At 67.8% G+C, this 26,194-nt stretch carries 21 protein-coding genes; 4 read left to right on the forward strand and 17 right to left on the reverse strand.

The window, feature by feature from the left end; genetic code table 11:
* Positions 1–18: 18 nt before the first annotated feature.
* From KIK05_RS32950 to KIK05_RS32980, 7 genes are all read right to left on the reverse strand, one after another.
* Positions 19–720 (reverse strand): SDR family oxidoreductase, encoded by a 702-nt coding sequence (locus tag KIK05_RS32950; protein WP_214414751.1) that lies wholly within the window; start codon positions 718–720, stop codon positions 19–21.
* A complete protein-coding gene (locus KIK05_RS32955) occupies positions 717–1,967 on the reverse strand; it encodes a condensation domain-containing protein (RefSeq protein ID WP_214414752.1) in 1,251 nt (416 codons plus the stop codon). Before KIK05_RS32955 ends, KIK05_RS32950 begins: the two co-directional genes overlap by 4 nt.
* Positions 1,964–2,815 carry a thioesterase II family protein gene (locus tag KIK05_RS32960; RefSeq protein ID WP_308250207.1) on the reverse strand — a complete coding sequence of 284 codons (852 nt, stop codon included), beginning with the start codon at positions 2,813–2,815 and terminating at the stop codon, positions 1,964–1,966. Before KIK05_RS32960 ends, KIK05_RS32955 begins: the two co-directional genes overlap by 4 nt.
* Positions 2,812–3,630 carry an SDR family oxidoreductase gene (locus tag KIK05_RS32965; RefSeq protein ID WP_214414754.1) on the reverse strand — a complete coding sequence of 273 codons (819 nt, stop codon included), beginning with the start codon at positions 3,628–3,630 and terminating at the stop codon, positions 2,812–2,814. Before KIK05_RS32965 ends, KIK05_RS32960 begins: the two co-directional genes overlap by 4 nt.
* Positions 3,623–9,028: a type I polyketide synthase gene (locus tag KIK05_RS32970; protein ID WP_214414755.1), complete on the reverse strand. Its 5,406-nt coding sequence runs from the start codon at positions 9,026–9,028 to the stop codon at positions 3,623–3,625. The genes KIK05_RS32965 and KIK05_RS32970 overlap by 8 nt, the downstream gene beginning before the upstream one ends.
* 91 nt (positions 9,029–9,119) lie before the next feature.
* Complete coding sequence (locus KIK05_RS49110; RefSeq protein ID WP_214414756.1) at positions 9,120–9,716, reverse strand: helix-turn-helix transcriptional regulator; 597 nt, start codon at positions 9,714–9,716, stop codon at positions 9,120–9,122.
* A gap of 128 nt (positions 9,717–9,844) precedes the next feature.
* The gene (locus KIK05_RS32980; RefSeq protein WP_214414757.1) at positions 9,845–10,090 is read right to left on the reverse strand and encodes an acyl carrier protein; all 246 of its coding nucleotides are present in this window, start codon (positions 10,088–10,090) and stop codon (positions 9,845–9,847) included.
* A gap of 968 nt (positions 10,091–11,058) precedes the next feature.
* On the opposite strand from KIK05_RS32980, the gene KIK05_RS32985 reads away from it, so the two are divergent.
* Both KIK05_RS32985 and KIK05_RS32990 read left to right on the forward strand, forming a co-directional pair.
* A complete protein-coding gene (locus KIK05_RS32985; protein WP_214414758.1) occupies positions 11,059–12,162 on the forward strand; it encodes a DegT/DnrJ/EryC1/StrS family aminotransferase in 1,104 nt (367 codons plus the stop codon).
* 12 nt (positions 12,163–12,174) lie between these two features.
* The gene (locus KIK05_RS32990; RefSeq protein WP_214414759.1) at positions 12,175–13,068 is read left to right on the forward strand and encodes a phytanoyl-CoA dioxygenase family protein; all 894 of its coding nucleotides are present in this window, start codon (positions 12,175–12,177) and stop codon (positions 13,066–13,068) included.
* Positions 13,069–13,119: 51 nt separating this feature from the next.
* Here KIK05_RS32990 and KIK05_RS32995 read toward each other — a convergent pair whose 3' ends face one another.
* Genes KIK05_RS32995 through KIK05_RS49115 form a run of 3 tightly spaced genes read right to left on the reverse strand, consistent with a single transcriptional unit; the run spans position 13,120 to position 17,022 of the window.
* Positions 13,120–14,256 carry a 3-dehydroquinate synthase family protein gene (locus KIK05_RS32995; RefSeq protein ID WP_214414760.1) on the reverse strand — a complete coding sequence of 379 codons (1,137 nt, stop codon included), beginning with the start codon at positions 14,254–14,256 and terminating at the stop codon, positions 13,120–13,122.
* Positions 14,253–15,230, reverse strand: coding sequence for a phosphotransferase enzyme family protein (locus tag KIK05_RS33000; protein ID WP_214414761.1), 978 nt, complete (start codon positions 15,228–15,230; stop codon positions 14,253–14,255). Before KIK05_RS33000 ends, KIK05_RS32995 begins: the two co-directional genes overlap by 4 nt.
* A 16-nt stretch (positions 15,231–15,246) precedes the next feature.
* Entirely contained in the window at positions 15,247–17,022 is a 1,776-nt protein-coding gene (locus KIK05_RS49115) for a TylF/MycF/NovP-related O-methyltransferase (protein WP_214414762.1), read from the reverse strand.
* Between the two features lie 136 nt (positions 17,023–17,158).
* Between KIK05_RS49115 and KIK05_RS48395 the strand changes: the two genes are divergently transcribed.
* Together KIK05_RS48395 and KIK05_RS33015 are read left to right on the forward strand one after the other, a co-directional pair.
* Positions 17,159–17,473: a helix-turn-helix domain-containing protein gene (locus tag KIK05_RS48395; RefSeq protein ID WP_284681496.1), complete on the forward strand. Its 315-nt coding sequence runs from the start codon at positions 17,159–17,161 to the stop codon at positions 17,471–17,473.
* Complete coding sequence (locus KIK05_RS33015; RefSeq protein ID WP_214414764.1) at positions 17,470–18,441, forward strand: hypothetical protein; 972 nt, start codon at positions 17,470–17,472, stop codon at positions 18,439–18,441. The genes KIK05_RS48395 and KIK05_RS33015 overlap by 4 nt, the downstream gene beginning before the upstream one ends.
* On the opposite strand, the gene KIK05_RS33020 is transcribed toward KIK05_RS33015, so the two are convergent.
* The 7 genes from KIK05_RS33020 to KIK05_RS33050 are packed head-to-tail and all read right to left on the reverse strand — an operon-like array spanning position 18,410 to position 26,137.
* Complete coding sequence (locus KIK05_RS33020; RefSeq protein WP_214414765.1) at positions 18,410–19,531, reverse strand: nucleotidyltransferase family protein; 1,122 nt, start codon at positions 19,529–19,531, stop codon at positions 18,410–18,412. The genes KIK05_RS33015 and KIK05_RS33020 overlap by 32 nt on opposite strands.
* On the reverse strand, positions 19,531–21,126 hold the full coding sequence (locus KIK05_RS33025) for a sulfatase-like hydrolase/transferase (protein WP_214414766.1): 1,596 nt from the start codon (positions 21,124–21,126) through the stop codon (positions 19,531–19,533). Before KIK05_RS33025 ends, KIK05_RS33020 begins: the two co-directional genes overlap by 1 nt.
* Positions 21,126–21,863 (reverse strand): phosphocholine cytidylyltransferase family protein, encoded by a 738-nt coding sequence (locus KIK05_RS33030; protein ID WP_214414767.1) that lies wholly within the window; start codon positions 21,861–21,863, stop codon positions 21,126–21,128. Before KIK05_RS33030 ends, KIK05_RS33025 begins: the two co-directional genes overlap by 1 nt.
* Complete coding sequence (locus KIK05_RS33035) at positions 21,860–22,462, reverse strand: gamma-glutamyl-gamma-aminobutyrate hydrolase family protein (RefSeq protein ID WP_214414768.1); 603 nt, start codon at positions 22,460–22,462, stop codon at positions 21,860–21,862. Before KIK05_RS33035 ends, KIK05_RS33030 begins: the two co-directional genes overlap by 4 nt.
* Positions 22,459–24,732, reverse strand: a complete 2,274-nt coding sequence (locus tag KIK05_RS33040) for a PEP-utilizing enzyme (RefSeq protein WP_214414769.1) — start codon at positions 24,730–24,732, stop codon at positions 22,459–22,461. Before KIK05_RS33040 ends, KIK05_RS33035 begins: the two co-directional genes overlap by 4 nt.
* Positions 24,729–25,241 carry an adenylyl-sulfate kinase gene (locus tag KIK05_RS33045; RefSeq protein ID WP_284681497.1) on the reverse strand — a complete coding sequence of 171 codons (513 nt, stop codon included), beginning with the start codon at positions 25,239–25,241 and terminating at the stop codon, positions 24,729–24,731. The genes KIK05_RS33040 and KIK05_RS33045 overlap by 4 nt, the downstream gene beginning before the upstream one ends.
* The gene (locus tag KIK05_RS33050) at positions 25,238–26,137 is read right to left on the reverse strand and encodes a hypothetical protein (protein WP_214414771.1); all 900 of its coding nucleotides are present in this window, start codon (positions 26,135–26,137) and stop codon (positions 25,238–25,240) included. Before KIK05_RS33050 ends, KIK05_RS33045 begins: the two co-directional genes overlap by 4 nt.
* Between the last annotated feature and the right edge of the window lie 57 nt (positions 26,138–26,194).

Consider the following 26,194-nt stretch of genomic DNA (forward strand, 5'->3'; position numbering starts at 1 on the left):
CATTCTCCTTTCGCTTGGTCACCAGTCGAGCAGCCGGCCGTCGCGGTAGAACCGTCCGGTCGGCCCGTCCGGCGGCAGGGTGGCCAGCCACACCGGGGTCACCGCGGCGTCCTCGGGGCTGACCGTGGCGGACGGCCCGCCCATCTCTGTCCGCGTCCAGCCGGGGCAGCAGGCATTGACGAGGATCCCGTCGTCGCGAAGCTCGTCGGCCATGATCCGGGTCAGCGCGTTCACCGCGCACTTGGAGACCCGGTACGCGGGGATGCCGGCCCCCATGCTGCTCAGCCGTCCCACGCCGCTGGAGATGTTGACGATGCGACCGTGCCGTCGCGCCCGCATAGCGGGGATGACGGCCTGACTGAGCTGCCAGGTGCCTAGCAGGTTGGTCTCCATCGTCCGCCGTACGACGTCCATGTCGATCGTCTCCGCGTCCTGACCGTCGTCGACGGCCACCGCCGCGTTGTTGACCAGTACATCGCAGCGGCCGAAGGTGAGGCGCAGCCAGGTGGCGAACTCGGCGACGCTCGCCGCGTCGGAGATGTCCAGCGGGGCGACGGTGACGCTGTCGCGGCGCTCGTCCAGCCGCTCCGCCGCCGCCTCGCCGCGCTCGGCCGACCGGCTGGCGAGCACCACGCGCAGGCCCGCCGCCGCCAGGCCGCCGACGATCTCCAGGCCCAGACCCCGGTTTCCGCCGCTCACCACGGCCACTCTGCCGCTCATCCCGCCGCCTCTGTCAGCACCTCGGCCAGCGCAGACTCCAGTGCGGCCAGCCGGGACTCGCCCACCGGGGCACGCGGCGAGGCGACCTCGGCGGTGAGCCCGCCGTCGTTCAGCGAGACCCACAGGCCGTACCCGGCCCGGTACGCAGGAGCCATGGGCACGCGCCGCCAGGCCCGCGCGCGGGCGGGACCGGGGTCTCGGTCGTCGGTGAAGGAGACGAAACAGCTGACGCCGTGCTGCTGATCGTCGGGCAGGCGTTGCAGGATCCGGGCCAGCGGCAGCTCGTGGTGTTCGAACACGGCCAGCAGGTTCGCCCGGACGTTTCGCAGGGTCGCGGCGAAGCCGTCCACGTCCGTGACCGGGAAGTAGAGGGGAAGCATGTTGGCGTACCAGCCGACGGCGTGGGATGTGTCCAGGTCGTCCCTGTTGTGGGTGGCGACCAGCACACCGGCTTCGTGCCGGCCGCTCACCTCCTTCAGAGCGAGGCCGAGGGCGGCGAGCACGCCCATGAAAACGGTGGATTTCTCCTCACGGCAACGCCGGGCGAAAGCGCCGGCCTGCGCCGGGTTCAGAAGCTTCAGCCGCGCGTAACGGCCGTGAGTGAGGTCCCAGCGGGCGACGCCGACGGGGAACGGCGGATGGAGCGGACGGCCCGCCAGCAGTCGCTGGAGGTCGGCGACCTGCGCGTCGAGGGCGGGCCCGTCCGCGAAGCGGCGGCGTTGCGAGGCGCTGTAGGCCAGGTAGCCGCCCGGATCCGGCAGGTCCGGCGGGCGCCCGGCCACGGCCGCGTCGTACAGCTCCCGCAGGTCCCGCATGGCGACGGAGACGGACCAGGCGTCGGCGACCAGGTGGTCCATCGACAGGTACAGCAGCGGCCGCTCCGATCGCACCAGCCCGGCCCGCAGCAGCGGCCAGCCGAGCACGTCGAACGGCCGGTCCACCTCGGCTCGCACGTGACCCATCGCCTGCTCGTCCCCGCCCGGGACCGCCGTGGCCACGCACGGCACCTCGGCGACGGGCACGCTCCTGACGGACACGATGCCGTCCCGGTGCGCGAAGCGGTGCCGCAGTGCCTCGTGACGGGCCACGAAGGCGGTCACGGCACGGGTCATGGCGGCGACGTCCGCCTCCGCCGGCAGGCGGCAGACCAGCGGAATGGTCTTGGCCAGGCCGGCGAGCCCGTCCCCGGCCTCGCGGACAGCGCGTACTCGCCGAGCCTGCGCGTACGACGGCTGGACATCCGTCATGTGGCGAGGTCCTCGGCCACGTGATCGAGCACTTCGCCTACACGGTCCCGCAGAAAGAGATGGCCGCCTGTGAAGGGGCGCACACCGCACTCCCGGGTGGTGTGGTGGCGCCAGGCCACCATCTCGTCGAGCCGCACCTCCGGGTCGTCCGTGGCGGCCAGGCAGGTCAGAGGGAGGTCCAACGGAGGCTCGTCGACGTAGACGTAACGCTCGCACATCTCCAGGTCGGCCCTGATCAGCGGGGCCATCGCCAGGAGGAGAGCCCTGTCGCGCAGTACGGTGACGGAAGGCCCGGCCATCTCGTCGAGCCTGGCCAGGAGCCCCTCATCGGACAACGTGCTGGCTTCGGGGCGCCATGGCGGCAGGTGCGGCGCCCGGTGCCCGGAGACGATCAGCCGGACCGGCTGCGGCCCGACCGACCGGCGCAGGCGCCTGCACACCTCGAACGCCAGCAAGGCGCCCATGCTGTGCCCGAACACGGCGCAGGGAACGTCCAGCAGCGGCTGGACGGCCTGCGCGATCTGCTCGGCCAGCAGGTCCGCCCGGCGGATCGGCGGCTCGCTCCACCGGTACTCGCGGCCTGGTGGCTGCACCGCCCAAATCTCGGCCGCCAGGTCGCCGGGCAGCCGCCACTCGCCGAACATGGATGCTCCTGCCCCGGCATACGGCAGGCAGATCAGTCGTAGCGCGGGGCGAGGGGCGCCACCGCACCGTCGCAGCCACGGACCGCGGAACACCTCCGTTTCCGACAGCACATTCCTCTCCCTCCGGTTTTCCTGACGATGGCATCGGCGGCCGCTCACGGGCATGTCCCAGGATCTGGTGACGTTCGAGATCCCTGACGTCATTGGCGCGGAGCGAGAACGTGCGGCGCGGGGGCACGATTGAGGTAGATGCCGCCGTCTACGACCAGGTTCTGGCCCGTGATCCAGCTCGCGGCGGGCGAGCACAGGAACACCGCCGCGGCCGCGATGTCAGCCGGGTCTCCGAGCCGGCCCAAGGGGCCGTCCCTGCCCGCGTCGGCGAAAGCCGCCGGCCGCGTCGTGGACAACATGTTGGCGGCCACGCCCTCGGTGGGCACGGGCCCCGGAGCGATGGCGTTGACCCGGACGCCGCGGGGGCCCCATTCGTAGGCCCACGTGGCGGTCAGCGAGACGATCGCCGCCTTGGCCGCGCCGCACGCGGCGAAGCCGGGGAAACCACGCTCGGGCACGGGCAACGTGATGTTGAGCACCGCGCCGTGGCGGGCCTCGAGCATGGCGGGCACGAAGCCTCGGGCGAGGTGGAACGTGCCGTACAGGTCGGTGTCCACCACCGCGGCCAGAGCCCGGGAGGTCAGGCGCTCGGCGCGCATGGGGAAGTTCGCCGCCGCGTTGTTGACGACGATGGTGGCCGGGCCGTACCTCGCCTCCACGTAGTCGCGCAGGCGCTGGACGTCGTCTTCGTCGCGGACGTCGCACGGCAGGCTGCCACAGCGGCGGCCGGTCTCCTCGACGAGCCTCGCCTTGGCGGCGGCGAGCCGTTCGGCCGAGCGTGACGTGATCACCACTGCGGCGCCGACCTGGGCGAAGGCCCTGGCCATGCCGTATCCCAGCCCGGATCCGCCGCCCGTGATCACCGCTACCTCGCCTTTGAGCGCGTTCGGCTGGAAGATCTCAAGCACCGCTGCGGCCCTCCGCCTCGGCCAGCTGGGTGAGCTCGGAGGCGAGCGCTTCCAGCGTGGAGAACTCGAACAGCGCCCCCGCGCCCAGTTGCGTGCCGAAGCGGGCGTTAATGCGCGCGACCAACTGGACGGCAGTGAGCGAGTTGCCGCCGAGCTCGAAGAAATCCTCCTGGCCGCCGATCTTCTCCAGCCCGAGCGCGGCCGCCCAGAGGCCGCGCAGCACGGGCTCGATCTGCTCGTCCTGCGGCTCGTCGCGCTGATCGGCCCGCTCCTCGCCAGAACGTTCCGCCTCCGGGGCCTTCGGTAAGGCGTCCGTGTACCGCTGGTCCCCATCCGATGCGGCGCCCGCGCGCAGCACCACCGAGGGCCCACCGGCCGGGGGCAGTCCCGGCGCCTCGACCGGGGCGTCCACAAGGTCGACCAGGACGACAGGCGAAAGATCCTGCCTCAGGAGCTCCAGAAAGGCGGCGGCTCCCTCCTGCGGCGTGAGCAGGCCGGTCGGCGGGTCGGCGGCCTCCTGCGGCGTGAGCAGAGCGGTAGGCCGCCCGGCGACCTCCTCACCTCGCCCGGGCGCGGCGAACGCCCCGTCCTTCACCTCGCGAATCGTGAACGACTCCGCGTAGAAGAGCAGGGCGCCTGTGCGGGAGTCGTAGATGTGGAAGTCCAACGCGCCCGCCACCTGAGCGCCCGTCGTGGCCCGGCCATGCACATGGACGTCTCCGGTCAGCGGCTCGAGCGCGACCACCCTGCGATAGAGGAAGGGTGCGTAGGCGCGGCCGGGCGGCAGCGTGTGCAGCACTCCGCCCGCCGCGTCGACGAGCGCCGGGTGCACGGGATGCGCGGAAAGGTCGTCGTGGAAGCGTTCCGGCAGGACAAGGCGGACCAGCCGCTCTCCCTCGGACGCTCTTCCCTCGGACAGGGAGGGCCAGCGTGGTCCGAACGTGATCCACTCGGCCAGCCGGATATCGACCGGTTCCGTCAGGCGGCCGCGGAGGTGGTCGAGCCCCTCCGCCTCGACCGGCTGCGCGCCGACGACCAGACCAGTGGCGTGCTCGGTCCACGGCCCCCGGCCCTGCTCCGGCCGCGAGCGCACGACGACGCGATGGCCGCCCGGCGACGGCCGGAGATGAACTTCGACACGCCGGGGCCCATCGCCCACCAGCGGCGCCAGGAAGGCCAGGTCGCGGATCTCCACGGGCCACGCCCGCTCGTTCACCGACTGGGCCCCGAGAACGGCCAGCTGCAGCAGGCTGGTCCCCGGCAGCACGGGGACCCCTTGAAAGAGGTGATCGTCGAACTCCCAGTCATGCCCCGGCCGCCGGACCACCTCCAGGACGGGGGCAGGGCCGCTGGACGGGTCCGCCAGCAGGCCGCCGTGCACCGCGCGTCCTTCCGGAGAGCGGGCCAGCATGCCCACCTCGGCCCATCCCGGCCACTGCACGGACACCGTGAAGCGCTCGTCGGAGCGGCGGTCGGTGCTGTGCGCGTCCAGGAAGGCGTTGGCCGCCGCGTAGTCCGCGCTGCCGTACATGCCCGTCAGCCCGGCGACGCTGGAGAAGGACACCAGGAAGTCCAGCGGAGCGCGATCGGCGAACACCTCCTCGATCGCCAGCACTCCCCCGGCCTTGGGGCGCAGTACCTCGCGCAGCTCCGCCCCGGAGCGCCGCTCGACGAGCCCCCCACCGGGCGTGCCCGCCGCGTGCACCACCCCGTCGATCCGTCCGAACCGCTTTTCCGCCGCGTCCACGACGGCGCCGAGCGCCGCCACGTCCGCGACGTCGCACTCATGGACCTGGACCTCGGCGCCGGAGTCGGTGATCGCCGCCAGCTCGGCCGCCACGTCGTCACGGTTCTGGAGCCTGCTGAGCGGCGTTCGTCCCAGCAGGACGAGGTTGGGGCGCAGTCCCGTCTCGGCCATGGCGCGCGCGACGACCAGACCAAGGCCGCCGAGTCCGCCGGTGATGACATACGTGCCTCGTCGGCGCAGCCTCGATTCGGTTCCCTCGGGCGAGCCGGTCACCAGCCGGGGCACCCAGCAGGCGGCGCCTCGGACGGCCGCCAGCGGCGGCTCGCCCACGACGACCTCTCCGAGCGTCCGCTCGGACGCCTTGGCCGACACGTCGACGAGCTGGAAGCGGATGGCGGGCAGTTCCTGGGCGGCGCTGCGGATCAGGCCCATGACGGCGGCCCTGACCGGGTTCACCGGCTCGCCGCCCGTGACGTCCACCATGCCGCGGGCGAGCACCAGTACCCGCGTCGGCACCCGGTGGTGGCGTTGGAAGACCGCCGCGGCCTTGAGCATGCCCCGTACCGCGTCGAGGTCCTGGGCGACCTGACGCTCGAGACCGTCGGCGTCCACGTGGTCCACCGGGTCGAGCATCGCGGCATGGGTCAGAACGACCTCCCCTTCGGCCCGGCCGATGGCGGACAGCCAGTCCTCCTCGACCGTGGGGTCGATGGCGCCCGGCCCCGAGGCGCCGGGGGCCCGGCGGTCCGCGACACGCCGGGTGCGATAGCCGCCGAGCTGCAGGGCCGCCTGAGCGGCGCGGGCAGCCGTCTCGTCGCCGGGAGCGAGCATGACGGCGACCCCGCGGCCGGCCACCCGGCCCGGCGATGGCGGCAAAGCCTGCCGTACCCAGTGCAACTCGGCGAAGCGCCAGCGGCGGACGTCGGGGGCAGGCACGGCCTGGCCCGCGAGAGCCGGAGCGGGATCGCCTGCGGGAGCCCGCCGCACGGCCTCGGGAGCGGCCTTCTCCTGCGCTTCTTCCGCCGCGGGCTTGCGATCGATCCAGGCGCGGCGACGCTGGTAGGGATAGCCGGGCACGGCGACGCGCCGATACCTCCGCTCATCCTGCCGCCAGTACGTCACCGGGACACCGTCGACCCACAGCCGGGCCAGCGTCTCCTCCAGCACACCCTCGTCGTCCCCGCGCCCGGTGACCGGCAGGAGCCGGCTCGCCGACGACCGGAAGTCGGAGCGCCCCCGCAGGACGGCGGCCAGGGTGGCGCCCGGCCCGATCTCCAGCACGTTGGCCGGCCCCTCCGCGAACACGACCCGCGCGGCGGCGTCGAAGTCCACGGGCCGGACCAGTTGCCGGGCCCAGAAGGCGGCGGAGGTGGCCTCATCCGGGCCGAGCTCGGCCCCCGTTTCGGCCGAGATCACCCGCGTCGTGGGCGCTGTCAACGTCATGGCGCTCAGAGCCGCCTCGAACTCCTCCGCCGCCTGCGCCATCGCCGGCGAGTGGAAGGCGTGCGAGGTGTTCAGGATCTTCGTACCGATCTCTTGCGCGGCCAGCTTCTGAGCCAGATCGGCGATGACATCGCCGGGGCCGGCCAGCACGATCTGCGCGGGCGCGTTGACCGCGGCCAGCGTCACGTCGTGCGGCAGCAGCCCGGCGACGGCCTCCATGCTCGCGGACACAGCGAGCATGGAGCCACGTGGCATGCGCTGGATGCACCGGGCCCGCGCGGCGACCGCCCGCAGTCCCGTCTCGAAGTCGAACACTCCGGCGACCGCCGCCGCCACCAACTCGCCGAGGCTGTGACCGACCAGCGTGACAGGGGTGACGCCCCACTGCATGAGGCAGTGCGCCAGCGTGTACTCGCCCACATACAGGAGCGGCTGGGCCACCTCGGTCTCGGCGAGCTCGTCGGGTTCGGCCGCGGACAGCCACAACGCACGCAGGTCGCGGTCCAGCAGCGGCCCCAGCACCTCGAAAGCCGCGTCACACCCCTGGCGGAACATCGGCTCGGTCTCGTACAGGTGACGGAACATGCCCGGCCGCTGCGCGCCCTGCCCGGGGAAGGCGAAGACCGTGTCCCTGATGACCCCGTCCCAGGTGCGGACCCTCGCGGGATCGCGCAGCCCGGCCGCGGCGTCGGCGGGGCCGGCCGCGAGCAGGGCGGCGCGCACCGGCAGGCGGGTGCGGCCCACCCGTAGCGTGTGAGCGGTGTCGGCGAAACGGCGGGCGTCCAGCCGCTCGAAGTGGCCAGCCAGGCGCTCCCGCAGCGCCGTCTCCGCCAAATCCGTGCGGGCCGACCAGGTCAGGATCTCCCGAGGGCGTACGCGCTCGGTCTCCGGCTCGGCGGGAGGCGCCTCCTGCAGGACGACATGCGCGTTGGTGCCACCGATGCCGAAGGAGCTGACCCCGGCCCGGCGCGGCCGGCCGTCGTCCGGCCATTCGCGCAGCCGGGTGTTGAGGTAGAAGGGCGAGTTCTCCCAGTCGGTCTCGGGAGTGGGGGTGGAGACGTTGATGCTCGGCGGGATGAGGCGCCGGCTCAGGACGAGTGAGGCCTTGATGAGTCCGGCGATCCCGGCCGCCTGCCCGAGATGACCGATGTTGGACTTGACCGAGCCCAGACCGCAGTATTGCGTGGGCAGCGGCTCGGGGGCCGCCTTCTGGTATGCCTCGATGAGCGCGGTCAGCTCGATCGGGTCACCGACCTTGGTGGCGGTGCCGTGCGCCTCCACGTAGCCGATGTCGCCCGGAGTGATGCCGCTGGCCGCCAGCGCGTCCCGGACGCACTCGCTCTGGCCCACGATGCTCGGAGCGGTGAAGCCGACCTTTCGCGATCCGTCGTTGTTGATGGCCGAGCCGAGAATCACCGAGTATACGGTGTCGTTGTCCCGCAACGCCGCCGAGAGCGGTTTGAGAAGCACAGCGCCGACACCGTCGCCGAAGTTGGTACCGGCGCCGTCCACGTCGAACGATCGGACCACGCCGTCGTGGGCGGCCAGTCCGCCGGCCATCGGCACGTACCCGCGGTGATAGGGGAACTCGATGTCCACGCCCCCCGCGATCACCATCTCGCAATCCCCGGCCCGGATCGCCGTGCACGCCATGTGGACCGCCATCAGAGAGCTGGAGCAGGCGGTGAGCACGGTCGCGCTCGGCCCGCGCAGGTTGAGCTTGTACGAGATGAACGTGGAGAGGTAGTCGGGCGAGGTGGCGACGTCGATGGCCGTGTAGCCGACGCTCTCAACGAGATCCTCGTCGCGCTCGATGTAGTCGTAGCGGTAGCGGTTGACGTTGGTCGCGGCGAACAACCCGATGCGTCCCTGATAGTCGGCCGGGTCGTAGCCGGCGTGCTCCAGCACGCTGTGCGCCGTCTCCAGCATCAGCCGATACTGCGGATCGCGCAGCTCCGCCTCCCTTGGCGTCAGCTCGAAGAGCTCCGCGTCGATCGCGTCGGCGTCAGAGATGATCGGCCGCCGCCGCACGTAGTCAGGGCGGGCGATCAACTCCGGATCCTCGTGGTAGCGCAGCAACTCCTCGTCGCTCAGCTCGGTGAGGCAGTCACGCCCGGCGACCAGGTTGGCCCAGAATTCCTCGATGTTGTCCGCGCCTGGGAAGCGCCCCGCCATCCCGACGATAGCGATCGGTTCTGCCTGGGCCATGCGCTACCTCCGATGTCGATGCCGCCGCGCCAGGGTGATTGTGGCTCGCCGGTCGGTCGCTTTCACGTCACGCAAACCTGCGACGGCCCGCTCAGCCGAATTCGGTGACCTGCCCCAGCAGCGCGGCGCGCGTGAGCTCGGCCTTGTTGCCGGCCCCGAGCTTGGCGCGGATCCGTTTGACGTAGGTGTCGACGGTGTGCCTGCTGATGCCCAGCCGGGTGGCGATCTGACCGTGGGTGAGTCCCTGGGAGATCCGCCGCAGCACCTGCTTCTCCCGCTCCGAGAGGGCCGACGGGCCGGCCGCGGCTGCGTCGTCGGGCTCGTCCGGCCCGTCGTTCCTGGCCGGCGCGCCTGTCGTGACCTCGTGGATTCCGTTGACGATGACGTCTTCCGGCGCCATCTTGCTGAGGACGAGTGAAGCGCCGGCCTTGATGAACGCGACGTCACCGAACGACGGGTGCGTCCGAAGGACGATCACCGACGTGTAGGCCGCGAGGCGCGAGATATAGCCAAGGGAGTCCTGGGCGGGCAGCACGGCCGGATCGACGAGGAGTGCGTCGGCGCGCCATGGAACGCGGTCGGTCAGAGAACTACGCACGTCGAGCACCTTCATCCCGGCGTTCGACAGAACGTGCGTCAGGCCAACGATGAAGATTGGTGATGTGTCCACGATCTCAACACGGATCACAATGCCCCCAATGGTTCCGTCTCGAAACGGCAGCGAACGCTGCTGAGTTCAGGCTGTCCGGAACAAATGGAGTGATTGTTGAGAGAATCTTGATCGCCTGGTCAAGCCATCTGCCATCGCAGACCGTTTCAGGCGTTTCGGTCCCAGGGCAGGCGGGCGACGACCGGGCGTCCCGACTCGGCGAGCAGCCGCACGGTGGGATAGCGGTAAAGGTCGGTGAGCGACACGGCCAGGCCGAGGTCGCGCAGGCCGGGTAGCACCTGGGCCAGCATGAGGGACGAGAATCCGGCCTCGAAAAAGTTGACATCGAGATCGATCGGACGATGTTCGGCGAACAGCGCATGGACCCGCTCGAGCAGCTCCCGATCAGCCATCGCCCTACCTGCCTCCTGCGTGACGGCGTGCATCGCCATGGTGACAACATCTGCGTGCCGGGACCTGTCCCGTGTAAACGCGACTGATCGCCGCAGCGCCAAGCCGGCATAATCGAGACCTAGCCGGTACACGTACAGCCGTGCCTCTTACCGACGGGGCACCCCCCGAGCGGGCTCACCATATTCGCGGGACTGCTGTGTACGACCGCCAACGTCCTGTCCCGGCGCGCTTCGGCCGGGCCGCTGTCTCCGGGTGACTTCGTGGTGTCGCCAGCGTCGGCGCGGACGGCCTCACCTTCGCAACAGTCCCCGCGCGGGCACCCCGTCAGCGGCCAGCCGGCTCAACACTTCGCGGCTGAGCAAGCCGCCGGCATCCGTCACCAGCCAGTCCGTCATTCACATCCCCTGCAGTCATGGTCACGTCCACGGCAAGGGACCTGGGTTGAATCGCAGCCCGATGACCTCAGCCTTCACCCTGCCCCGCTCGTGGCTCGCGACCTAGAGTCTGCAGTGGTCATCAGCGGCCTTACCTTGATCATGTGACCGGTGGTTGGCGTGGTCACGTCCGGCTCGACCAGGAGTCTCCTGCGGCCCAGGCACGAAGCACTGATGGTCAGTCTCGCGGGTATGCGACTGTCGCCCAGGAGGAGCGGCACTCTGCATGCGCAAGCCAGCTGGCGCGCGAGGCTCAGTTCCAAGAGCTCGACGTAGTCACCGCGCTGTCGCGGTCCGCGTACGGCGTCGAGCGTCCTCGTACTACAGGTGGACTCGAACGTTTCGTGGACCAGGCATCGCTATCACACCAGCCTCCACTCGGATCCTGTCACCGATTTCGCATTGTCGATGGGGGCAATCGGGCAGGCAACTGCCCCGGCCACCCCCAAAATCAAGGACACGTGACTCCTTGAGCGATCATAACCTGCGCCCTACGTTGAGGAGCGGCCTATCCAACTGCAGGAAAGGGTGCGATGACCGAGTTACTCGCAAAGGCTGACATCGAGGCTGCGGTGAGAGTTCTCCGATCGGGGCAGCTCGGCGGCCCCGATCATCCGGAAGTCCGGCGTTTCGAGTCCGCCTTGGCCCAGCAGTCCGGTGTGCCGCATGCCGTCGCAGTCGGATCAGGCACCGCGGCCATCCACTGCGCGTTGATCGCGCTGGGCATCGGCCCGGGCGATGAGGTCATCGTGCCCGCGCACACCTTCATCGCTACGGCCACGCCAGTGCTCATGACCGGTGCCACTCCTGTCGTCGTCGACATCGACGACAGCACGTACTGCATCGACCCGCCCGCGGTACACTCGGCGGTGTCGTCGCGGACACGTGCGATCATCGCTGTTCACATCAACGGGCATCCTGCTCTCGTCGATCAGCTGCCGCAGGATGTGCCACTGATCAGCGACGCCTGTCAGGCGCACGGGGCGCGGCTTTTCGGTCAGCATGTGGGAGCCATGGGAGTGGCCTCGGCGTTCAGCTTCTGGCAGGACAAACTCATTACCGCAGCAGGAGAGGGCGGTGCCGTCCTCACGTCCGACGACTCGATCGCCGACAGAATTCGCCTGATCAGGTCGCACGCGATGGAGCAGATTCCGAGCAGCCCAGACTTCCATCACGTCACGCTGGGCTACAACTACCGGCTGACCGGTGTGCAAGCCGCAGTGGGTCACTCCCAGCTGTCCAGGCTCGAAGATTCCGTCCGTGAACGGCGAGCGCGTGCGCTGCGGCTAGCGGAACTACTGACGGAAGTTCCAGGGATCAAGCCTCCGATCGAGAGAGAAGGGGCCCAGCACGCCTTTTGGAAGTTTGTCGTCGAGGTCGAGGCTGAGCGGTTCGAAGGCGGCCGGGCCGGTTTAATGATGGCGCTGGCCGAGTTCGGTGTACGAACCGCGCCCCGATACCCAGTGCCACTGACGCGACAGCCCGTTCTGGGTGGCGGCAACGCGCGGCTGATGTCTTGCCCGCGCGCTGAATCTCTCGCCGACCGTCTGCTGACGATCCCGCTGCCTGCTGAGGCGGGCACCATCGACGGCCTGGCCGACTTGGTGAAGAAGGCGGCAGACGCACAACGCCGCTGAGAGGAGATGAGCGTGGCTCGCATTAGCGATGATCATCTGATGCGTTATCGGAACGACGGATATGTGTTAGTCGAAGACTTCATGACCGAGGAGGAGCTAGTAGCAGTAACCTCCGACTTGTCGCAGTATTTCCCAACCTGGGAAGAATTGGCAAATTGCCCGGAAAAGTGGCCTGAGCTCGATCGCACCGGTGACGGTGTGGCAGAGCTGCCTTTCAAGGGCGCCTCGCTCAACGACATGAGCACTCACCCAGCCCTGGTCGACATCACCCGCCGGATGCTCGGGGAGGACCAGGTCTTCCTTACCCAGTCGATTTGTTGGGCCAAGTATGCGGGCCGGACCGACTTCGAGCAGTCGTTGCACCTCGACTGGCACGACAACTCGCTGGTCATGCCACGCAGCGACGGCGCGTTCGGCCAGCTCCACATGATCCTTTATTACTCTGACATCACTGAAGGGTTGGCGCCGACGACCGTGGTACCGCGCTCGGCCGCAGCCGGCCGCGGCGCCGTACCGTGGGCCCGCACCAAACGGATCGATCCTGAACTCTACGATCATGAGCTGCCCATCTACGCCAAGACAGGCTCGCTACTGATCTTCTCGGCCCATACGTTTCACCGCTGCTCGGGATTCAGCGTCGAGGAAGGCGCCCGGGTCAGCCACCACCTGGCCTGGCGTGGCATTGGCCACGAGTGGATGTCCTGGCGAGGCTGGGCCCAGTACGCCGATCATCTCCAGATGCTTCGATGGATCCAGCGCGCCACGGTCGAGCAGCGCTCCGTGCTCGGCTTCCCGCCCCCTGGTCATCCGTACTGGAACGAGGAGAGCCTGGAGCTGGTCGCCCAGCGCTATCCGCATATGGACCTCGGCCCCTACCGGCAGGCCTTTACCGGAACGTATTCGTGACGACGATGGGCGCGGCCTTGGTGGCTCGCGCCCATCGTGCTGTTTCCGCACTCAGCCGAGTGCGTCGACCATCACCTCGGCCACCAGACTCACCGGCACCACGGTCAGCGGAAGCGCACCCGTCCTAGCGGGAACGCCGGGAGAAGTGATCAACACCATGGGCACCTCGTTCGCCCCCGCGGGTAGGTAGCCGCGCTTGTTGTCCTTGAGCAGCTGGACGGCGAGCGCATCGACGTCGAGCAGGCCGGAGAACTCCCTGGGCAGCATCAGCGGTAGCCCGACGGCGTTCAGCAGTGTGTCGTGCAGCGCGATGTCCGCGGCAGGCAGTAAGCCCAGCCGTCCCGCGACCCGGGCGGCCACGCGCATGCCCAAACCCACACCCATGCCATGGGAGATCGCGCCGCCTGACATCGCTTCGAGTGCGTGCCCCGCCGTGTGGCCGTATTCCAGCACCAGCGCGCCGCACCGCTCCTTACCGTCACCACGCAGGACCTGGTCCTTGCTGCGTACCGCCATCTTGACGAAGGCCAGTAGCTCCTGCACCGAGTAGGAGGCGGAAGGCCGCAAGGAGGCGCCCAACGGCTCAAGGTCCTCGCTCGAGATCACGAAGGCGTTCTTGACGATCTCGGCCTCCCCCGCCCTGATCTCCTTGGACGGCAGCGTCAGAAGGGACTCGGGGTCTGCCCAGATCAACTCGGGCGCGTAGTAGGTGCCGATGCCGTTCTTGACCCCAGCCAAGTTGATGCCCTGCTTCAGCGAGAGAACGACGTCGCTCATACCGATCAGCGTGGTGGGCACCTGGATGAGCCGGATGCCACGCAGCATGAGGGAGGCGGCGAGCCCACCGACGTTGCACACATTGCCTCCGCCGACTGCCAGCAGCACCGAAGCCCTCGACGCGCCCACGCGGAAGGCCTCGCTGCATACCCGCTCCACGCAAGCCAGTGACTTGGCCGCCTCACCGTCGGGTAGCCGCACGGTGGTGACAGGTGCCGTGCCCGACAACTGGCCGGCCAGCTTGCCGGTCAGGTGCTCGAGCATCGGTTGCTCGCTGCTCACGATGATCCAGCGATCCGGCCGCAGCCTCGCCGCTTTCTCGATGAAAGCCTGTTGACCGCCGAGCAGGTACGGCACACGGGTGTCGCCGATGGAAACGACGAACTCCTCATCATCGACGACTACTGTCATGACGCTCCTCTCTGAATGGCCGCCGTGCGGGGCACGGCGGCAGGCTGGGTGGTCTGGATCTCTTGGGCGCACCACTCCAGGGATCTCATCACGGTGTTCGTCAACGCCGGCGCTTGGAGCAGATCAGCGACGAAAAGCAGCGTGTAGGCCCGCCAGAGGGGCGCGAGCAGTGCAATCTCAAGGTCGTCCAGGTGTTGTACGGCCAGGTATCCGGCTACCACCTCGTCGGTGTCGCGTCGACGCGCCGCGGCCACGTCCATCGCTCGGAGGTCTAAGCGGGCATCGTCGAAGTCGAGCAGTGCGGAGAGGTACCCGTCGCGCCAGCGCAGATTCCACGCCACGAAGTCGCCGTGCACAATGCAACGCGGTAGATCCACTGGTAAGCAGTCGAGCGTCGCGTAGGTTTTCTCCGTGATTCTGACAATGGGCTCACGCAGGTGGGGATGGTCGCCTAGCCTGGCCATCGCGTTGGCGACGATCTCACCGGCTTCCGCTGCCATGAACTCGTCCGTCGAGCGCCAGTTGCTCCGCTGCCCCAGGGGTAGCCGGTCGAGATCCGAGTGGAGCACCGCGAGCAGGGCACCACGCTCCCGGGCGTAGGCCGGCCGCGTCGGTATCGGCCGCTGTCTTCCCGGTAAGGCGGGGAACAACGCGAAAAGGCGCTCCTTCCAGGTGGCCAGGGTTGGCAGCGGGCAGGCCACGGGCCAGCCCGCCTGCCGCAGATGCGCCAGGACGCGGAACTCGTAGTCGATGGCCTCGGCGTCCCTGTCCTGTCGGTAGCAGCGCAACACGAATCTGCCCTCTGGGGCGCTAACCGCCCAGTGCACGTTTCTGCTGCCACCGATGCGCGCGATACGCACCGGTTCTATATCCCAGGCGCGCATGACCTGCCTGACCGGGACGCCGACGGGCAGGCTGTCACCGGCCGCGACGGGGTGCAGCTTGCGCAGCCGCTCGGGACCTACGACGTTCATGCGTGCAATGCCAAGGTCACAGCGCTTTGCGCCAGAACACTGCGTCGGTGTCTATCCATTGGATGGGCTCGGTGATGTCGTTCTGCGCCCTGAAAGTCTCCACGGCAGCACGACAGGCGGTGACATCACCGTAGTCGTCCACAATGCAGAACCCACCCGGCTCAAGCCGCGAGTACAGTGCGTGCAACGGCGCCCAGGTGGAGTCGTAAAGGTCGCCATCCAACCGCAGTAGCGAGATCGCGGAGGCCGGGAGCTTGGGCAGCGTCTCGTGAAACCAGCCAGGGACGAAACGGACCTGGGAGTCACACAGGCCATAGCGCTCGAAGTTACGCCGCACGGTGGCCTGGCCCACGCTGATGAACGGGAACTGGTAACTCTCCGTACCTGTCGCCTGCTCCTCCTCAGACAAGGTGAAGTCGGACTCAGGAAACCCTTCGAAGGAGTCGGCCACCCAGATGGTCCTTCCTGTTTCGTTCAGGACCTTCAGCACGCCGCGCATGAGGATGCACGAACCGCCACGCCAGGCCCCGGCTTCGACCAGGTCGCCAGGCACGCCGTCCCGAACCAGCTCGGAGACGCACCAGGCTAGATGTCGCAGGCGGTGGGGACCCACCATCGTCTCGGCGTCAGCAGGCCAATCACGGCCGATCTCGCGTGCTTCCTTATCGATGGCCACCTTCCTGTAGTGATCACCGCACTTGGTCGGCACGAACTCGTAATCGAGCACAGAACGGCTCAGCACGCCGATCAGCAGTTCGGTGTAAGCGGCGGCGGCCGACTCCATGACCTCGCTCAGCGCAGGCGTGGGAACGACCACGCCGTGCCCCACCGCGGCGGCCGGGCCCGAGCTACGTGCCTCGAACGACAGTCCAGCGGCGGCGGGCCTCCTGGCCGACAGCAGCCGCAGCCTGGCGTCGAGCATCGGCAATGGTAGGGAGGCTGCGCCGGAGAAGTGGACGGCCACCTGGCGCATCTCCTCCGGCGTCACCCGCGGTAGGAACGATAGGTGGACTTCTTTCACGGTCGAGACGTCGTGGTCGCCGATACCCTCGGCCTGAAGCTCCCTATACTGCGCGCGCGTTAGCGCGACGGCGGACACAGCGTGCCTATCGACGGCGGCCAGCAGGGGTTCAACGTCAGGACCGTCGACGACGAATCCGGTACGACCGCGCCAGCCCTGCCACATCAGCGCGCTGCCGTACGAGGCGGGATCGAGCGAGTAGGCCAGGTCTCGGACCATCGGTAGCAGCTTGGCCCAGCGCGGTGCCAGCATTCGTAGCAGCGTTTCGCCGGAGCGCGGCAGAATCTCCCCAGTCCGCTCGTCGTAGAGCGCGTCGCCCGGTCCCTTGCCTCCCGATTCCTGCCGGCCTTCAGGTGCCTCCACCCAGAGCACGGTGAGCTCTGCGCCATCAGCCAGGCGCAAACCGAGTTCCGTGGCCGCTCGCCCGCCATGTACGGCCAGCGAGCGTACGGTCATGGGACGCAGACCAGCTCGTTCCGCAGCCAAGGTGGCAACAGCGTGCGCGACCAGGCCGTGGTCGGTGGGGACAGCGAGAACGCCGTGCCCCCGCAGGCCGGTGAGCTGCGGCACCAGCGCATCGGCTCGTTCATTGAGCGCGCCGTAAGTCAACAACTCCTTGCGGCCAACATCCATCAGGAACCCATAGCTAGGGTGGGCCCGCGCCCGCAACGCGATGGCGGCGGCGAATGAGCCCGACCGCGCGAGTGCGCCTTCCATCGCCAGGGCACGCTCGGCCAGATCCGCCCGCATCGGTGGGATGGTTGCGGTCACTTTCTACCTCCGGGCGAATAAATCGGATGTCTCGCCGAACGCGGCTGCTCCTATCGTGCGTCACCTCCACTGCCGCGAACAGGCCCCGTCAATATGGGACACGCGGACCAGGCGCCGCTTGGGCACCGTGGTTTGCATGGTCCTGGCATCGAACGCATGCCCCCGGGGAGGCATCTTGAAAGTCGCGCCGTATACGCGCCGGATACGTACAGCGTCTTTTCCACACCCGGGCACGCGGGTCGCGCTCGACGCTCGTGAGGGGGCGTTGGTGGCGCTGCTGCTGGCCGGCCACACCGACGCCAGCGCCGCACGGCGTCTGCAGATCAGCCCGCGCACCGTCACCAACGTGCTCCGCGCGCTGATGGATCGGCTCGGGGTGAACAACCGCTTCCAGCTCGGTGTGGCAATCGGCCAGCAGATCCCGTTGACAGCTCGACGGAATGCGTCATGATCACGGCTCGCTATACGATGAACGAGTTCCGCGGCGTGCTACGGCTGCGTAACGAGGCGCCGTTGCAGTATTTCAACGGCTTCTACGATCCAGATCACCGAGCGGATCCGGTGCTCGAGCTACCTCCGATCGAAGTCGAGCCCGAGAATACGCCGGACTCGGCCGCGTGGGTCATCAACGTCGAGGGACGCCCCGTCTCCGTCGCCGAGCGCTCTGGCGGCTATACGGTCTGGTCAGCGGCTGGCCGATACCACGCCGAGACGGCGGCCCGCCGCCTGCAGCGTGACATGTGGCTGCGGGCGAGGATCAGGCGCGGCGGCGTGGCCTTCCTTCACGCCTCTGCCGTCGATGACGGCCATCACCTGGTCGTCTTCGTCGGCGACAAACGAGCGGGGAAGACCAGTCTTATGCTCGACGCCACCCTGCGTAACGGGTGGCGGCTGGTGTCCAACGACTGCCTGGTGTTGTTCGAAGGACAGGACGGCCTGCGTGCCTGTGGGTTACCAACCTATCTGGCCATCAGACCGGACGTGGCGCGCCGCTTCGAGCCTGAGCTGCTCGCCCGGCTTACCGAAGACGAGGCGAACTGGCGCTCCTACGAGCGCTGGCGCACGGCGCCGCCCGTCGACGACGAAGGCAAGCTGTACCTGTCGCACGGCGTGATCGGGCGGCCGGTGTTCAGCACGATCGAGCTGTCGACCCGCGAGGTCACCGTGGTGGACGTGAGCTTCGGCGGCGCAACTGAGCTCGCTCGCCAGGCGGAGACTGAGATCCCCGCCTTCCTGGCGAAGAACCTCAAACCGATGGCCTACCTGCTGAAGGAACTGAGGTGGCGACCGGCGGGACCCCTGCCCGTTGATGAGGACATCCTGGCGCGGTTCGGCGCGAGTGTCCGCCTCCTGCGCTATCGACACCATGGACAGGCGGGCGACGTACTCAGCTACGTGGCGACAGTTCGCCGTCCATGACAAGGTCACGGGCGCGGAGAGCGTCGAAGAACCTAGTCGCGAGCGGAGTCGTCCAGCGATAGGTCCGTCCCTTCTCGTCGAGCACCTCGTGCACGTAGTCGGTCGAGGCCGGACGCAACTCTTCAGCCAATCCAGGGGGCACCCGGGCTGGGAACAGCTCGGCAAGGTGGGACAGCGCAAAATACACTGGTCGCTCGTAGCCGATCTGTCTGATCCTGGACACCAGCGCGACTATGTCGAGCGGAAACTCGTGGCTCGTAAGCATGGCCAACAGGTCGATCAGCTTGTAGAGCACCAGATCCTTCAGCCTGGCCACCTCGTGATGATGGGTGGCCTCCTTGAAGTAGTGGACGCAGGCCAGGATGAACATGTCATGTTGGTGCAGTGCCCACAGCGGTGGATCGCCGACCGGCACCCGACGGTCGAGCAGGTCGGAGACGAGGTCGTCCGTTCGGTTGGGCGTCAGCAGGTCGACGGAGAAATGTATGTCCACGCGGTGGCATTCCAACGTGGCGGCCCTGGGCGTCGGGCGGGAATAGGGGTGGGTCTGATGGGAGTTGATCGCGAACAGTATGACATCGCTCCTGCGCGCCGGTCGAACCTTGGCCTCTGCGTAATCCCATGACCCCTGCTCGTAGCCCAGCTCCTTCATGACCACCCCGACCTCCGCAAGTCGCGAGTGCGGAACGAGGACGTCGTTGTCGTTGAACACCCGCATGCCCAGGCTGGGATAGGCCATACTTGCGACCGCGCCGCCCTTGAGCATCGCGCACGGGACCCCGGCCGCGCCGAGCGCGCCGAACAGCTCGAGGCTATACGTGATCTGTTCCTCCGCCATGATTCGCTGGCCCTTGAACGTGACCTCGGGACCCTTGAAGAAGTAGGTGGGGCGCAGGGCCCCGCGCTCCTCGATCAGATGCTCCAGCGTGTTATACCAGGCGACGCCCATCGTACGATGCGTGGCCAGCACGCCGAGGACTCGCGTCCAGTCCAGATCGGTGTAGAGGAGCTCACGCAGCCGCGCCACCTCGGCCGCCTCCAGCCGGGGCGTCGACCACAACAGGGCTGTCTCCGTCTCAAGTGACATCATCAATGCGTTTCCTTAATCCAAGTACCGGCCCGTTCGACTATCACTTGCGTGTATCTCTCGTCCCAGGGGAGCTCATGGATCTGGCCCTCTTCCGAGCCCAGCTGATAGGCCAGCCGGTGGGCCTGACCGAGCTCGAAGTAGCCGGCGTCGTCGACTTTCCCTACGCTGCACATCAGGTATTTCTTGTCACGTTCGGTGATTGCCGCACGGAAGAGCCGTCCCGGGTAGCGGGTCTCCGAGTAGACGTATGGCCGAGCCGTACCTCCGAGGCAGGCGGGCAGGCGGCCGTCGATCTTCCAGTCGGCGCTACTCAGCTCAGCGGCGGCGAACAGGATGTTCGGTATGTCCACCAGCTCAACGAACTCCTCAGGGCGGCCGACTGGGACTCCGGGGCCGCGCACCATCAGGGGCACACGCAACCTTACGTCCGAAAGCTCCCAAGAATGGGTGAACCGGGAGTTGAACGACTGCCCGTGGTCGGAAAACAGCAGGACGGTAAAGTCCGCGTAGTGTGTCGTCAAGTAGTCGAACAACACGCCCAGCGTCCTGTCGAGTTTGCGTATCTGCGGCTCGTAGGCGGTGATGTTCTCGAGGTCGTACCCGCCCTGGTACATGGGCATGAGGCTGTCAGGTAGCGGCTCCCGCAGTTGCGGGCCAAGCGGCTTGGCGGTCTGAACCGTGATGTCAGGCAGGCTGTCTTCGCACTTCCAGTGGATGTCCATGAAAGAGGCGTAGGCGAACACCGCGCGGTCGCCCAAGGAAGTCAGCTGATCGATGAGGTCGCTCACCACTTGGGCACCCGGCAGGTTCTTTTGGTATATCGTGCGATCGAATCCGCGCGCGTAGCCGTACGCGGGAGTGGCACGCCAGTTGGCGCCCACGCTGACCGTGGTGTACCCGACGGATCGCATACGCTCGCTGATGAGCGGTTCCGGTGGCAGCGCCATAGGGCGGCGCGGGTGAAACATATTGTGCCGCGAGGCGTAGAGCCCAGTGAGCGCCGAGGCCACGTTGGTGAGCGTCCATTCAGCGGTGGCATAACAGTTCGAGAAGCGCAGTCCCTGCTCGAAGAAGGACGAAGTCTGCGGCATCAGCCCGGGTTCGCCGGCGTCCTTCAGTACGACCTGGCTGAGGCCATCGATGAAGATCATGAGGACGAGTGGGCTGGCCTGTGGCTGCTCCCCGCGTGACAGGGAGGCGCCGAACACGACAGGCGCGGTGATATGCGCGTGGCCGGAGAAGGGCTCCTCGAACCTCAAGTGGCGCCAGCGTCTGGGGGGCAGGGGGATCGCGCCAACCAGGCTACCTGTTAACCGCAGGTCGCTGGGCGCCAGCGCCATCACCGGCAGCACCGAGCCGGCGGGAACCACGAGCGGATGCACACCCGACTCGACCCGCCTGCCCGGAAGGGTCTCAGTCTTGAGTTGCGGTCCCTCGGGGACCAGCTTCGCCATGGGGTCACACACCTGGCCGTAGAGTCCTGTCCACAACCCGGGTTCCGAGCCTGTGAGGTGTTCGGGCAGCGCGGCTCCCAGATAGGTCTCGTTCCTGGTGCGCCACGGGAACACGTCGGGAAGCAATTCTTCCTCCGCCATCACCAATCCCCTCCGGCATCAAGGAGGTCCACGGCGGCGCGGCCTGTGTCCAGGTCGGCCGGATGGTCGAATTCGTACCAAGGCCCCACGACGGGCACCGCCGCGATCGGCATCCGCCCCGCGCGCACCACCCGCTGTAATAGCCCGGTCATATGCGCGGGTGGTGCGCCCTCAGAACGGCAGTGGTCCAACTCGTGCCACCCATCGGGTGTCAGCCGCAGCAGCCCCATGTACTGGCCTTCGACGTTCTCGGCCGAGTCTGGCCGTCCACCGATGTCGCGGAGCAGCCCGCCTGGCCCCAGTTCGAACGTCTCCGCGTCCGTGAGCGGGTCGTCAAACCGCTGCTCCCATAGTGCCCGCCAGCCTGGGTCGTAGGACACTGCGATCGGGGTGCGGCTGGCAGCCAGCGCGCGAACTGTCGCGGCCGAATATACGATGTCGCCATAGCTGACGATCACAGGCTCGCGCTTCAGCCAGGACGCCGCACAAGCGAGCGTTTCAACCATCGAGGTCGTCGCCCAATCCTCGTTGACGAATGTCGGAAGGCCGCAATCGGCCATGGACTCTCTACGCCAGCCGACCACGATCGCGATGTCGTGGGCCCCGCCCGCTCTGAGCGCGGCCGTTTGCCGGTCGAGCAGCGAGCGTCCGGAGATTCGCACCAGGCATTTGGGCCGATCCTCGGTTGCCGGGCCCAACCGGGATCCGCGGCCGGCGGACAAGATTATGGCCTTCATACGAAGATTTCCCGGAGCATGGCGACGTCGACGCGCCGTTCGGGGTCGTCGGACGGGCGGCGCTCAGGATGCCACATGATGCCCCAGACAGGGGCGTCCGCGTGCTCTACCGCTTCTACGATCTCATCCCTCCACCCGATGGCCACCAGCGGCGCGGCGACTTCCGTGGCCGCCCAGCGGTGATAGCAGTTCACCCGCCGATACCTGCCCTCGATCAGCGCCTCGTGCTCCACCGCGACGTGGCCCTCCACCGGCTCCAGGGCGCAACCGTGGGCATCGAGCACCAACTGCATCCCGCGGCACACCCCGAGCACGGGCCGCCCCATCCTGCCAGCCCAGTCCAGCAGCGCGCGCTCCGTCTTCTCTCGCCAGGGAGCATCGCCGCCGTAGCGGACGAGGTTCTCACCTCCGGTGAGCAGAACTCCGGACAGGCCCAATGACTCCACGACGGCTACCGCACGCTCCGGCGCGTTGGGCACAGGCACGCCGATCACACCGCAATCAGCGAGAAAGGCGTGCCACCGAGGGTCCAGCCCTTCGTAGCGCACACCAAACGGGTCGGGCGGCAGGACCCGCTGAGTCACTGCGATCGCGATCAAGGAATAACCTTGACGAGCTTGTTGGCGCAGTCTATCTCCAGCGCGCGCGCTGCCATCCAGCGGCGGTAACGGGACTCACCCGTACCGATGACCGCCGGGATACCCAGTTCCTGTGCGCGGATAGCCATGTGGGAGTTGACGCCGCCATAGGCTGTAACGAGCCCGGCGACACCGCGCGCCAGTATCCAGTCGTAGCCGGGATCACCGCTGACGACCAAGGCGATCGCGCCCTCTGGTGGCTCGCCACCATCGATGTCAGCCACCTTTCCATGCGCACGCCCCTGAGTGACGAAGTTGGGCATGGACTCTGGCACCTCGAAGGCACGCACATCCTCCGATGAGTAGATGAGCGGTGGCAACACCATCGAGCGGGCACGCGCGTACGCCTCACTGCCCCGGCGGGCGGACTTACGCAGGTCAGCACCACTGAGACTCGGGTGGAGAAGGTGAGCCACCTCGATGTGGGAAAGCTCCTCCGCGTTCAGTCCAAACTCCCTGCCGATGTCGCCGATGCGGACGAGCGTCTCGCTCAGAACACCGGTGAAGACGAACTTCGCCCACTCGCGGTCCTTGATCGCCTGAGCGATGAAGGACAGTAGCCCAGGGGCGTCGCTTGTGATCCCGGCCTTGCCCACCAGCACATCGATGGCGCGCAGCTCATCCAGGCCCGGCCGGTACGGCGAAGGCTCAGGCGCGGGGGCGGGCCGCCGCGTCCAGTCGAAGTACCGGTCGGGATCTTCGTCGTACCGCGGCGAGAGGATGTCGTAAGTTCCTGGGCGGAGATGACCGTAGCGGCGCAGAAACTCCGCCTTGCCGAGGGAGGCGAAGTCCTGCTGGATGTCGGCCGCGACCGTCTTGAGCGAAGCGAGGAACGCATCTCGGCCGGCGGCCGTCATGGCACCGCGCCGCACAAGCCCGCCGAGCAGTTCGGCTGCCACAAAACCCGCACGGGCCAGACCAGCGAACGGCCGCGCCCCCCACTCGGCGCAGCGGTCAAGCAGCGCGGCCAGCCCGGCGGGGCGTGAAGCCGGCTCGGAAAGCATGGACACCAGCTCCAGGTCGGCGCCCCGGGGCCCCTGGTCGCTGATGATCTCATTGGTGAGGTGGACTAATGATCTCCGTAACGCATCCGTCTCCGCGGCGGAGAATCCGGCGCGCCGCAGGCCCTCCAGCCGACGGTTCAGGTCGAACGCGTTGCACGACAACACAATCTCGAACTCGACCTTGTCATGCAGGTACGGCTCGGCCGCCAGCCGGTTCAGATAGTGATTGACCAACCGCCCCGCCAGGTCGTCATCGAGGTCGGCGGGGACGAAGGAAGTGAAGCTGGCACGTACGTCGATGTAGGCGCATCCGCCGAGATCTACCATCAGCGGCACGCCGGTGACATCGCGGTAGCCGTATCCGGCTCGGGACTCGGCCCACACCCGGTCGGTGATCAGCCGTTGGTACAGCGACCTAGCCAGCGCTCTCGGGCGGAGCCCGATGATCTCCGCCGGATTCCAGTCAGGCATCACACCGTAGATCGGCCGATCGCCCAGGACGTCGACGCGCGATGGCGCCGCCAAGCATTGTGTCAGGTGTTCGACCTGAGCTTGATGCTCGACAGGCCCCACGCCGTCCTCCTTGACCAACAGCGGGCGTGCCTGGAACAGGTAGAGCACGCCGGGGGACGACACCGCGAACTCGATTTCGCAGCGATCCTCCTTCGTGTACTCGATCACCTCGGTCAGAAGAGACAACACCCCCTCGAGCCGGGGGTCCGGTGGGCGCACAGCCGGATCGTGTGCCAGGCCGTACCAGGTGCGGGCGCCCGCCGTGCCCCGCGTAACCGACGTGGTGTCCGCTCCCTCGCTCCAGGTGATCACGCGGTAGGGCGCGCCGCTGCTGGGGTCGCACGAACAAGCGACACCGCTCAGTACAGCGTCGGTCAGTTGCGGCTGCACGAGTACCTGGTCATCCGAGGAGGCCGAGCCGTAGGAGCCCAGCACCTTTTCCACCGCCAGGCGCAGCTCGCTGGGGCCGCACACGCCGAGCTCACTGTGGAAGTGCCCGGCCAGAGACTCGGTCGTGGAGTCCTCTGTCTGGGCACTGCTGCGTACCACGAGCGGCCCATCCGCCCAGGGTTCCCCGAGCGTATGAGTTAGCAGGGCACTTTCGTCCCGCCGCCATTGCCCCACGCTGAAGGAGACCATCGGCAGCACGCGAGCCGAGCGCAACAGTGGAGCCAGCCGGATGAGGGTCTCCGCCTTCGTGCCGAACACGTTCACCGCGCCCCTGTTATCAACGCGTGGACCCGGGCTGCGGCCTCCTCCGGACTGACCGACGCGTAGTTGTCGATCACCAGGTCGGGCTCGCGTGGGAACTCCGGCTCGATCTCCATCCCGACCACTTGATCTCCGGAGCCGTAGACACCCTTGGTGTCGCGGCCGCTCAGCTGGTTGGGGGGCACGCGCAGCCATATCTCCAGATATCCCGGCAGGTTCGCGCGGTTCCACGCGTGCGCCGAGTGGAACATCGACACCGTCGCGCATAACACCACATGGCCCTGCGCGGCAAACTCGCCAGCCAGCCGGCCGTAGCAGGCGGCTAGCTCACGCCGTGATCGCTCGTCGAACCCCGGCAGGTCAGGCAGGGCCTGTCTGATCGTGTCACCGTCGAGGATGACGGGGTTGATGCCCTCCGCGTTGAGCTGCGCCGCGATCAGCTTACTCACCGTAGTCTTGCCCGCACCCGACAGCCCAGTGATCCACACCACCCTTCCAAATCGCCGCGTCATGTCGTGACCTGATCCAGTAGCAGCGGAGCGATGCTGCCTTTATGGCGTAGCCGTACCACCTCGGCCCGAGCGGCGAACGCGGTGATCAGGTCTCGTCCGCCCCCGGACGGTTCGGCGAGCCACTTCAGGTTTTCGCCCACGAGTGAGCTCTTGTCGTGAACACAGGAGACCGACGGCAGCCCTTGAGTGAATTCGGGTTGGACCAGGACTAAGCGGCGATCGGCGAGGGGGACGATCGGCTGGCACCACCTGCCGAAGCCGGCGGGTGGCAGCATCGCTTCTGTGTGGAAGGGGAAGGCCGAGGGGTCGCGCAGGTAGCGGCGCCACATGGCGGTGCCATGGCGCGAGGCGGCCGCGCGGGAGGCCAGCATGGTGGCGAATCTGATCGCCGGCGCGGTCCTGACCTTCAGATAGGTGGCGACGCTGGTGAGCTGCGGCCCTTCGTCGCTTTCGTACACCACGAGGTTGTCGTTGGTCAGATGGTCGCAGGGCAGCATGGCCAGGTTGTCGAGCAGCAGGGTGGTCTTACCGCGGTAGCGCTCGCCGACGAAGACCGTAACCGTCTCCCCGTCGTCGACCGCGGCGGCGTGCAGGTTGAAGGCGGTGCGGGTAGCGGTGAGATGGTCCTGCCAGAGCTCGCGGATCCGGTGACGCGCCTCCTGAAAGGTGAACTCCGGAGGGTCGATACCGGCGTCGCACACTACTGCGCCCTCAACAGTTGCGGCAGCGGTGCCGAGTTCCACGTTCAGGCTGACCGTCATGTGCTCGGCGCCGTCCCCCTCACGCGTGACTCGGTCGTGGAAACTGTCCAGGTAGTCGAAGAGCTGGGAATGAGCCGAGCGCACTCTGACGATCAGAGCCGGGAGCCGGTACTCGACGGTGTCTTTCGGCAGCATCAACCCCCCAAGGCAGGTGTCTGTGATCGTCGAACGTGGACAGTGTGACCTACGGTT

Source organism: Sphaerisporangium fuscum (assembly GCF_018531465.1).
Classification (GTDB): Bacteria; Actinomycetota; Actinomycetes; order Streptosporangiales; family Streptosporangiaceae; genus Sphaerisporangium; species Sphaerisporangium fuscum.